We start from the raw sequence: 7,893 nt of genomic DNA on the forward strand, positions 1-7,893 counted from the left end.
TTGAACGTGCAGCTCGTGGTGATGACGGCGAGACATATATGGTGCCGGGGAATATGACTTATGAGCAATGGAAAAAAGTATCGGGGGTGAAAGAAAGTGCCTAACTCAATGAATTTAAACGCAGTGGAAGAAAATGAACGAGACAAAGGCAAATATGAAGTCAGAAAGATCGACGGAAAGACAGCTTTTGTTTTCGATTCGGCTCCTTCACTGATATTTATAAGCGAGAATGGCGAGATTGGTTCAGAGTCTTTGTATATCAATGGCAGGGAAGCATTGAACGTTAAAGGATTTAGCCTTGATTTTAAGGCGAATGACATTCTGACTTTTACTACTGATCAGTATGCACTTGGAATGGATGCTGGCAAAGATGTTTTTTCTACTGAGCAGCCTGAAATTAGTCCTAAGCTAGCTCATCAGATAACAATAAACCTTGGGATCAACCCTAATGAAATTTCAAAACTTGATATCAACAAAATCATTGAGCAAATTGCAAAAAGTTTGGAAAAAGAAATTGAAGCATCGAAAGGAAGATACGAATAATGAAGTTGATCGACAAATTACAGAAATACCTCTATCTGATTTTACTGCTTATTCTGATTGTCTGGGCTGGCATTGTATTCTTCTTAGGTAGTTGGACATCCCTGAGCTTCAAGGCTCTTTTAATTGCGCTTGCGTTAAATTCCGCTTATCAAGCTTTCATTGCTGCTAAGAGAAAGCACAGCCATTTTTTAATATTTCATTTAGCGATACTTTATATGTTAATCGAATAGTTACCGCCGTTTGGTATTGTGGGCGTTAAACACAAGACATCACTGGCCGAGACCAGGATAAAAAAACGAAGATGAAGGAGCGGTATTAATATGGATTGGTTGAAAAAGTTACTTGAGGGACTTGGTTTATCAGGTGATGCAGTTACTTCCATCGTTGACGGTGTGACCAAAAATTATGAAGGGTATGTGCCCAAACATCGATTCGATGAAGTGAACACCGCGAAGAAGCAACTGGAGAAGGATCTAAAAGATCGAGATGATCAATTGACCGAACTTCAGAAATCCGCAGGTGATAACCAGACGTTGAAGGATCAGATCACTAAGCTGCAGGAAGAGAATAAGGCTGCTGCTGACAAGTACGCTGCCGATGTTGCAGACTTGAAACTCAGCACAGCACTGAAGACGGCCCTGCATGGTAAGGTCCATGACCCTGATATTGTGGCAACACTTCTGGATAAAACGAAAATCGAGATCGCAGAGGACGGCAGCATTAAAGCCGGATTCGATGATCAGCTCAAGAGCCTGCAGGAAAGCAAGGCTTTTTTGTTTGTTCCAGAAGAGACTGCACCTACCTTTACCGGTATGAAGCCAGCTGAAGGAAGTAAAGGCGGCGGTGGCGGTAAACCCGATCCTGCTGCAAACTATGGCGCGCAGCTGGCTGCCAAGAACAAACAGCAGCAAGGGTCTGATGCTGTGGCCAAAGCAACAGAACACTATTTTGGATAAGGGAGGATATTACCCATGAAAGAAACAACTTACGGCAATACGAAGAGTATCACTAAGTTTCCAGATCACTATGTCAATGTGGGAATCACAGTAGACAACACCGGAATCACTGCAAACGCAGAAGGACGAAAGATTGTACCTGCAGGTACGATCCTGGGCGGTGGCATTTTGACAAGCACTACCGTCAAGGCAAAGAAAGCTGTAACCACTACAGGCGTATCAAATGCTGAGGGCGTGCTGTTTTACGATGTTGATGTCACAGACGGACCGAAGCCGGGAGCTATGCTGATCCATGGCTTTGTTGACCTAGCGAAGATCCCTACAGCTCCTACAGCTGAGGAAATCGTTGCACTAAAACAAATTACATTTTTGCGATAAGAAAGGATGATCCAAAATGCCAACAATTTTCGATCTTGTAGATTCCAAAAACATTGCAACGTATTACACGGATTCGGCCGCTGCTTCGAATGCTATCCCGTACTTGGGATCAATTTTATTTCCAGCTAAGAAGCGGCTTGGTCTTGATTTGAGTTGGATTAAAGGGGGTGGCGGTCTACCTGTAGCCCTTAAACCTTCCGCATTTGATGCGAAAGCTCCAATCCGTGAGCGCATTGGATTTAAAAAGCTCAGTGATGAAATGCCATTCTTTCGTGAAGCAATGAAAATCGGGGAGAAGGATCGCCAAGAGCTCAACAAACTGCTTGCTTCTTCCAATGCTGCATATTACGAGCCGCTCATCAATCAAATTTATGATGATCGAGCAAACTTGATTAAGGGAGCCTTGGTCAACCCTGAGAGAATGATCATGCAGATGTTATCAACTGGTAAGATCGCGATTACTGCTGAACGTCAAAATCTTGAATATGATTTTAAACTTCCATCGGAGCATAAAATCACACTTGGTACCGGTGCTAAATGGAATGAATCTGATTCTACACCTATTCAGGATATCACTGAATGGATGGATCAAGTTGAAGATGATACTGGTGTTCGCCCTACACGAGCAATCTGCACACGTAAGACCTGGGGATATCTGCTTCAAAACAAATCGATCCGTTTGGACATGAATCCTATTGGCGGCAATAACATCATCATGACGGATAACATGCTGAAACAGTATCTGCTTGCGAAGCTCGGATTACAAGTGTCCGTATACAACAAGAAATATGCAAATGAATCCGGAGTCGCAACAAACTTTTACCCTGATGAAATGTTCACTCTAGTCCCTGAAGGTGACCTTGGAAATACATGGTTCGGTACGACTCCGGAAGAGTCGGATTTGATGTCTGGCCAAACAAATGCTAGCGTTCAGATCGTAGAGACCGGCATTGCCGTAACAACAATCAAAGAACCGCATCCGGTGAACGTGGAAACGATCGTTTCTGAAATTGTCTTGCCATCATTTGAGAAGATTGACCAAATCTTTATCGCACAGGTAGGTTAAGGGCGGCGTATGCTGCTCTTTTTTCTACTCACAGGAGGGATAATATGAATAAAGTTCAATTGACCACTAATTACCGTACACACGGTAAGCTTCTGAAAAAGGGTGAATACGTCACGATCGATGACGATCAGCTGAAAGAATATTTACGTGATAAAGTCATCGATGAGGATCTGATTGAAGAAGTTGACGATCCAGCGCCGAAGGATGTTAATGATATGACTGTTCCGGAGTTGAAGGATTACGCTAAGAATAACAAAATCGATCTTGGCGTTGCCACCAAGAAAGATGACATTTTAGTTGTAATCAAAAAGGCAGAGGAAGCGCAGGTGTAACCTGTGAATATAGAAAACGTTGAGTTATTCGTCAAATTAAAGGGGATGATGGGTATCCCTCTTGATGATACATCCAAGGATGCTCAGCTTGAATTTTCCCTTGAGCTGACAATTGATATTGTGAAAACGTACTGTAATATCACAGAGATTCCGGATGGGCTGAAGTTAACGGTTGTCCGGATCGCTAAGGATTACTACATCAGTGAGTACACGGATACGGCCGCGGTTAATGCTGCGGTTAAATCACTGAAGTTTGGCGATATGACTGCTAACTTAGAGGAATCCAATGAAGGCGTTGAAGGAACATCGATAGTAAACAACTACAAATCCCAGCTGAACGCCTATCGAAAGCTGAGGTGGTAAGAGTGATCCCTGAAAGAGCAATGAGGGCAGTACGAGGAGCAGTCGAGAAAGCCTATATTGGTCGGTGCTGGGTGAGTGAGAATCAGAAGGTGAAGGATCCGGCAACAAACAAGACTGAATCGAAATGGGTTGAGGTTCTGACAGATACCCCATGCTACTTGTCGCAGAAGCAGCTGAATGCATCAAGCCAGACTGAGACAGTGAATAACGTTCAGTACGAGATTAAGCTGTTTCTTGCCCCTGATTACGATTTAAAAAGCGGCAGCAGGGTGCGAGTCGTTCAGAATGGCATGGATCGGGATTATGTTTCTGCAGGTGAGCCGCATAAGTACTCAACACACCAGGAAGTCATTCTTCTAAGGTCTGAAAAGTCATGAAGCTTGGAAACTTCGATTTCTCAGAGTTTGAAAAGCTTCAGAAGCGAATGAAGAACATGGAAAAAGAATGGCCGTTATTTATGGAAAGTTGCATCAAGGAGCTTGGGGCAAGACTACTGGCTAAAACGTCCGCAAGAACACCAGTGGATACTAACCACTTGCGTTCTAACTGGATGGCTGGTGTTGTTAATCATCTTCCTAGCGGTGGGGTACAGATCGAGATCTCAAACCCGGTCGAGTATGCCAAATACGTAGAGTACGGCCACGTAAAAAGGAACCGTGTTGATTGGGTAGATGGAAAGTTCATGTTGACCATATCATCACGTGAACTTGAAGAGCAATTACCTGCCATTCTGAATAAAAAGATCAAGCAATATATAGACAAGCATATGGGGTGATGTAATGCAGGCCGTAATTGATGGTATTATCCTCAAGCTTGCCGACATCGATCCGACTATAGAAGCATATGACGAACACCAGGAGCAAGGCTTTAAAGGGCCTTGTTTTTTTGTGCTTGAAGTCGATGGAAATCAAGCCGGTCTCATTGGCAGGAGGTTTAAAAGATCTTCCCTATACGACATTCATTACTTTCCAAAATCGGATGTGGATCCGCGGAAGGAGTGCCATGACATTGCTGATAGGTTGTATTGCTTGATGGAGTCATTTGAATGGGGAGGGTATCGGTACAAGGGAACTAACCTGAGACATCAGGTTATCGACAATATGCTGCATTTCTTTCTTGAGGTGAAAGTCCATTTAATCAAACCGAAGGATCCGGTACCAAAAATGAATACGATGAAAGGCGAGGTGTATACGGATGGCTGAAGCTAAGACAATCAAGGCGACGCAGGAGGTTCCAGCAGAGCCACAGCACACAAAGGATCAGTTCCTTGGATCTGTTAAGTATGCCGCTTCTGTAGACGTGCTGAACGCGCTTCTGGATAGCGAGAAACTATATACGGCTTCAGAGGTTGACGAACTTCTGAGGGACTTTTACGGCAAGGAGGTGCGTGATTAATGGCAGGAACATGGGTTGCACAAAACAAGGTGAGACCTGATTTCTATCTCAATATGGAGAGTGAAGAAAAGGCTCTCGGGTCCATTGGTGACCGGGGAACAACCGCTTTGGCTCTCTCCCTACCATGGGGAGAATCTAAGTCGATCATTCCGCTGGTTGCTTCCGAAGACTTCTTTTCCAAGCTGGGGTATGATATCACTGCTCCTTCCATGCTTCTGATCAAAGAAGCATTCAAGCGTGCTCGAACAGTACTCCTATATCGACTTAACTCAGGCACGAAAGCAGCTGTTACAATCGGAACACTGGTGGCAACTGCTAAACATGGCGGGGTAAGAGGAAACAACATCACAATTAAAATTTCAGCCAACATTGATGACAACACCAAATTTGATGTCAGTACACTCGTTGATAATCAGGTCATCGAGACACAGACCGTATCAGGTATATCCGGGCTCGTTTCAAATGCTTGGGTTGTGTTCTCCGGCACTGGTACGATCACAGCGACCGCAGGAGCGCCGCTGACAGGCGGGGCAGATGGTACGGTAACTAATGCTGATCACACTGCATTCTTGTCTGCTCTTGAGCTGCAGCCGTTTCAAACGGTTGGCCTTGTAAGCTCCGACGCTGCTTTGAAATCTGTATATGTATCATTCATCAAACGGTTGCGGGAAGATAACGGCCGTAAAGTGCAGGCAGTTATAGAAAATTATCCTGCAGCTGACTATGAAGGGATCATCAGCGTTAAAAATGGTGTGACGCTGACAGACGGCACAATCCTATCGGCAGCTCAAGCAGTCGCATGGGTGGCTGGTGCAACGGCAGGCGCTGCAGCTAACCAAGGATTGACCGGCACAGCGTACGAAGAAGCAATCGATGCGAATCCGCGTTATACCGATGCTCAGATCACAGCTGCTCTTCTTAACGGTGAATTTGTTTTCACATATGACAATGGCCGTGTAGTAGTGGAACAGGATATCAACACATTCCGCAGCTACACACCGAAGAAGCGGAAACACTTCAGTAAAAACCGGCCGCTTCGGGCGCTGGATGGTCTAGCGAACGACTGGAAGAATGCCTTTAACGCTTATTACAAAGGTAAAGTAGATAACGATCCAGACGGCCGGACGCTGTACAAAAGCGAATTGGTCAAGATCGCTGGGATTTATCAGGATATGAGGGCCATCCAAAACTTTGTGGCTGACGATATCACTATCGTATTGGGTGATGAAGCTGATGCGGTTTTAGTTGAAGGATGGATCCAACCGACCGATGCTATCGAAAAATCCTACATGAAAGTGCGGGTGAGGTAATCTATGTACTTAAAAGCTGGCGATATTCTGAGCGGCAATGAAGGACGTGCATACACGACCATTAACGGCCAAGTGGAAGAGGCTTTTTATTTCCGCAATGTAGAGGCTGTTGCAGAAAAACAAAAAAGCGCTGTGAAGGTTTTGAATAGAACCGGGGCGCAACATAAAGCCAACGGATGGGAAGGAACAGGAAGCGCAACGATTTATTATGTCACTTCCGTTTTCCGTAAAATGATGCTGGAGTACATCAAAACAGGTCGTGACACCTATTTTGACTTTACCTTTATCAATGAGGGTAAGGGCAGCACGATCGGGAAGCAGGAAACGATTCTGAGAGATTGCAACCTTGACAGTGTTGTGTTGGCGAAGCTTGACGTAGATGCAGAAGAGTTGGATGAAGATATTTCATTTACCTTTGATGATGTCGATATGCCTTCACTTTTTGTTACACCAACATTAGGCCGATAATTAGGGGGATCTATATCTATGAGTGAATTTGCTGCGTTTTTTGTGGAGAACATTGAAGAAGGTTCAGAAAGCGAAGTTGCTGTTTCTCCGAGATTCAAAGACAAAGAAGGTAAGCCTGTATTATGGAAGTTGCGGGCGATAAGCGAAGAATTGAACGGAGAACTACGGAAAGAATGCACAAGAAAGGTTAAACAAAAAGGCGGGGTCGTTACTGAGATCGACCAAAATCTATATATTCAAAAATTGGCTGTGGAAACTGTGGTGTTCCCTAACCTAAAGGATGCTCAACTTCAAGCCAATCATAATGTGCTGGGCGCTGAAAAACTGCTTGGTAAACTTCTTCTTCCAGGTGAGTTTTCAAAATTGATTGAAGAAGTAAACCAAATCAACGGGTTTGACCTAGATATCAATGAGGAAATTGAAAAAGTAAAAAACTAATAAAAGGGGGCGATGCCGATGCGAACTATGCATATGCCGCCCTCTTTGATTGTGGAATCCTGCCCCACGATCTTATGGCCATGACATTGAAGCAACGCGCTGCTATATATGCCATGCTTATTGTAAAAGGCCAAAGGCAACCAAAGGGTAAAAAACGTTGAATCTTCTTACTCTATACCACCGTAATTAATGGATATGGTAATATATTCAATAAATATCCAGATATTGAGGTGTGTTCATGGCTGATTATAGACAGTGGAAAGAGAGTAAGAAGGAGTATAAACGGCAACGACAGCAGAAGAGAAATAAGTTTTGGTTGAAGGTATTTATAGGGATGATGATTATATTTGTTCCGCTCATCATAGCACTGGAATTCCAAAACCAATTAGGAGACAACCAGGAAGAGCCTCAGCAAGTTGAGGCGGAACAAGTGGATACCACCCCATTAATGGAATCATACCAAAGCTCAGTACCTTTTGAGATAATTCACCGAGTCGATTCATCCCGTTTCTATTACGTACAACAGACAGAAGGAGCAGTCACTGCAGAATCAGCTGACGAAATCCTGAAAGAGTTGTATGCCAAAGAAGCATTTTCAGACAACGGCGGAACACTTGGGAATGTTCTGATCTATGACTCAAAGA

General features: G+C 44.1%; 15 protein-coding genes. All 15 read left to right on the forward strand.

What is annotated here, in order from left to right:
- Window positions 1–96: 96 nt before the first annotated feature.
- Complete coding sequence (locus tag ACFSVM_RS25585; protein ID WP_379265357.1) at window positions 97–543, forward strand: hypothetical protein; 447 nt, start codon at window positions 97–99, stop codon at window positions 541–543.
- On the forward strand, window positions 543–773 hold the full coding sequence (locus tag ACFSVM_RS25590) for a hypothetical protein (protein ID WP_379265359.1): 231 nt from the start codon (window positions 543–545) through the stop codon (window positions 771–773). The genes ACFSVM_RS25585 and ACFSVM_RS25590 overlap by 1 nt, the downstream gene beginning before the upstream one ends.
- 90 nt (window positions 774–863) lie before the next feature.
- Window positions 864–1,499 (forward strand): phage scaffolding protein, encoded by a 636-nt coding sequence (locus ACFSVM_RS25595; protein ID WP_379265360.1) that lies wholly within the window; start codon window positions 864–866, stop codon window positions 1,497–1,499.
- A 15-nt stretch (window positions 1,500–1,514) separates the two neighbouring features.
- Window positions 1,515–1,877 (forward strand): hypothetical protein, encoded by a 363-nt coding sequence (locus tag ACFSVM_RS25600; RefSeq protein WP_379265362.1) that lies wholly within the window; start codon window positions 1,515–1,517, stop codon window positions 1,875–1,877.
- Window positions 1,878–1,893: 16 nt separating this feature from the next.
- Entirely contained in the window at window positions 1,894–2,943 is a 1,050-nt protein-coding gene (locus ACFSVM_RS25605; protein WP_379265364.1) for a major capsid protein, read from the forward strand.
- Window positions 2,944–2,987: 44 nt separating this feature from the next.
- Window positions 2,988–3,275, forward strand: coding sequence for a hypothetical protein (locus tag ACFSVM_RS25610; protein ID WP_379265365.1), 288 nt, complete (start codon window positions 2,988–2,990; stop codon window positions 3,273–3,275).
- A 3-nt stretch (window positions 3,276–3,278) separates the two neighbouring features.
- On the forward strand, window positions 3,279–3,638 hold the full coding sequence (locus ACFSVM_RS25615) for a hypothetical protein (RefSeq protein ID WP_379265367.1): 360 nt from the start codon (window positions 3,279–3,281) through the stop codon (window positions 3,636–3,638).
- A gap of 2 nt (window positions 3,639–3,640) precedes the next feature.
- Window positions 3,641–4,015, forward strand: coding sequence for a hypothetical protein (locus ACFSVM_RS25620; protein WP_379265369.1), 375 nt, complete (start codon window positions 3,641–3,643; stop codon window positions 4,013–4,015).
- The gene (locus ACFSVM_RS25625; protein WP_379265371.1) at window positions 4,012–4,413 is read left to right on the forward strand and encodes an HK97 gp10 family phage protein; all 402 of its coding nucleotides are present in this window, start codon (window positions 4,012–4,014) and stop codon (window positions 4,411–4,413) included. The genes ACFSVM_RS25620 and ACFSVM_RS25625 overlap by 4 nt, the downstream gene beginning before the upstream one ends.
- A 4-nt stretch (window positions 4,414–4,417) precedes the next feature.
- Window positions 4,418–4,840, forward strand: coding sequence for a phage tail terminator family protein (locus ACFSVM_RS25630; RefSeq protein ID WP_379265373.1), 423 nt, complete (start codon window positions 4,418–4,420; stop codon window positions 4,838–4,840).
- Entirely contained in the window at window positions 4,833–5,033 is a 201-nt protein-coding gene (locus ACFSVM_RS25635) for a hypothetical protein (RefSeq protein WP_379265375.1), read from the forward strand. The genes ACFSVM_RS25630 and ACFSVM_RS25635 overlap by 8 nt, the downstream gene beginning before the upstream one ends.
- Window positions 5,033–6,343, forward strand: a complete 1,311-nt coding sequence (locus tag ACFSVM_RS25640) for a phage tail sheath family protein (protein ID WP_379265377.1) — start codon at window positions 5,033–5,035, stop codon at window positions 6,341–6,343. The genes ACFSVM_RS25635 and ACFSVM_RS25640 overlap by 1 nt, the downstream gene beginning before the upstream one ends.
- Before the next feature lie 3 nt (window positions 6,344–6,346).
- Window positions 6,347–6,811: a phage tail tube protein gene (locus tag ACFSVM_RS25645; RefSeq protein ID WP_379265378.1), complete on the forward strand. Its 465-nt coding sequence runs from the start codon at window positions 6,347–6,349 to the stop codon at window positions 6,809–6,811.
- Window positions 6,812–6,829: 18 nt separating this feature from the next.
- Window positions 6,830–7,249 (forward strand): phage tail assembly chaperone, encoded by a 420-nt coding sequence (locus ACFSVM_RS25650; protein ID WP_379265380.1) that lies wholly within the window; start codon window positions 6,830–6,832, stop codon window positions 7,247–7,249.
- A 238-nt stretch (window positions 7,250–7,487) separates the two neighbouring features.
- Window positions 7,488–7,893, forward strand: a 406-nt coding sequence (locus ACFSVM_RS25655) for a hypothetical protein (RefSeq protein WP_379265382.1), incomplete at its 3' end; no start/stop codon positions are given.

Origin of the sequence: Paenibacillus shunpengii, from assembly GCF_042684905.1 — a bacterium.
Classification (GTDB): Bacteria; Bacillota; Bacilli; order Paenibacillales; family Paenibacillaceae; genus Paenibacillus; species Paenibacillus shunpengii.